This is a genomic window from Ectothiorhodospira mobilis (assembly GCF_900114895.1).
Classification (GTDB): Bacteria; Pseudomonadota; Gammaproteobacteria; order Ectothiorhodospirales; family Ectothiorhodospiraceae; genus Ectothiorhodospira; species Ectothiorhodospira mobilis_A.
In genome coordinates this window covers 1-1,234 of record NZ_FOUO01000033.1, presented here as the reverse complement: position 1 = coordinate 1,234, position 1,234 = coordinate 1, and the positions used below count along the sequence as shown (strand labels likewise).

1 protein-coding gene is annotated in these 1,234 nt (G+C 59.8%); it reads left to right on the top strand.

Going from position 1 to position 1,234, the window contains the following annotated elements; translation table 11 throughout:
• Positions 1-84: 84 nt before the first annotated feature.
• Positions 85-1,206 carry an ISAs1 family transposase gene (locus BM214_RS12290; protein ID WP_090487777.1) on the top strand — a complete coding sequence of 374 codons (1,122 nt, stop codon included), beginning with the start codon at positions 85-87 and terminating at the stop codon, positions 1,204-1,206.
• Positions 1,207-1,234 lie beyond the last annotated feature (28 nt).

Below are 1,234 nucleotides of genomic sequence, written 5' to 3'. Positions count from 1 at the left end.
CAGGGCAATTGTAGACACGAAATGAGTCGCATTTGATTAATTTAGCCTGAAGCGCTATAGCTGGAGCATTTGAGGTTAGCCCTAATGTCCCAGCTCCCCTCGCTTTTCGATATCTTTACCTGTGTCACGGACCCGCGAGATCCTCGCCGGGTCGAGCATCCGCTGCCTGGTGTCCTGACCATCGCCGTCTGCGGCGTTTTGGTCGGTGCCGACACCTTCGAGGAAATCGCGCTATGGGCCCAGGAGAAAGAGGCCTGGCTCCGGCAGTACGTGAATTTGCCCAACGGCATCCCCTCGCATGACACCTTTGCTCGCCTCTTCGGCCTGATCGATCCCAAGCAGTTCGAAGCCGCCTTCCGGCGCTGGGTAGCCGAGGTACTACCCGGGCTTTCGCCTCAGGTTGTGGCGCTGGACGGCAAGACGAGCCGCCGATCGGCGAAGACCGGTGAGGCACCGCTCCATCTGGTCAGCGCCTTTGCTGCTGACGCCGGGGTCATTCTGGGGCAGCACGCCACAGCCACCAAATCCAACGAGAAGACGGCGATCCCCGACCTACTGGCGACGCTGGCCTTGGAGGGCTGCATTGTGACGATCGATGCGATGGGCACGCAGCCTTCGATCGCTCAGGCCATACGCGACCAGCAGGCGGACTATGTTCTGGCCGTCAAACGGAACCAGCCTCAGTTATGGGAGGCCATGGAGGACTTCTTCGCCCTGTTTCAGTCAGCCCCGACCGACAAAACGCCCCATCAGGTCAGCGAAGACATCGACAAGGGCCATGGACGGCAGGAAACACGCCGCTGCTATGTGTTTGATGCCCTGGCGTGCTTACCCAATCCGGAACGCTGGCCTGACCTGAAGAGCTTTGCCGTGATCGAGACCTCACGCGAGGTGAACGGCAAGGTGACCGAGGAGCGCCGGTGCTATATCAGCAGCTTGCCCCCTGATGCTCCGGTCCTGGCACGAACGATCCGCCAGCACTGGTGCGTCGAGAACCAGGTGCACTGGTGCCTGGACGTCACGTTTGCGGATGATCAGATGAGGGCCCGTACGGCCCACGCTGGGCATAACCTGGCCATCCTCAAGCGCTTGACGTTGAATCTGATCCGTCTGGATCCCTTGCCTCGCAAGGGCAGCCTCAAGACCAAACGGATCATCGCGGCAACATCTGACGAGTACCGTGCTCACTTACTCGGACTCAAATAAGAATCAATCTCTATGTGCGATTGCCCTG

Coding starts and splice junctions, on each gene's coding strand:
- BM214_RS12290 (WP_090487777.1), top strand. CDS start 85: ATGTCCCAGCTCCCCTCGCTTTTCGATATCTTTACCTGTGTCACGGAC.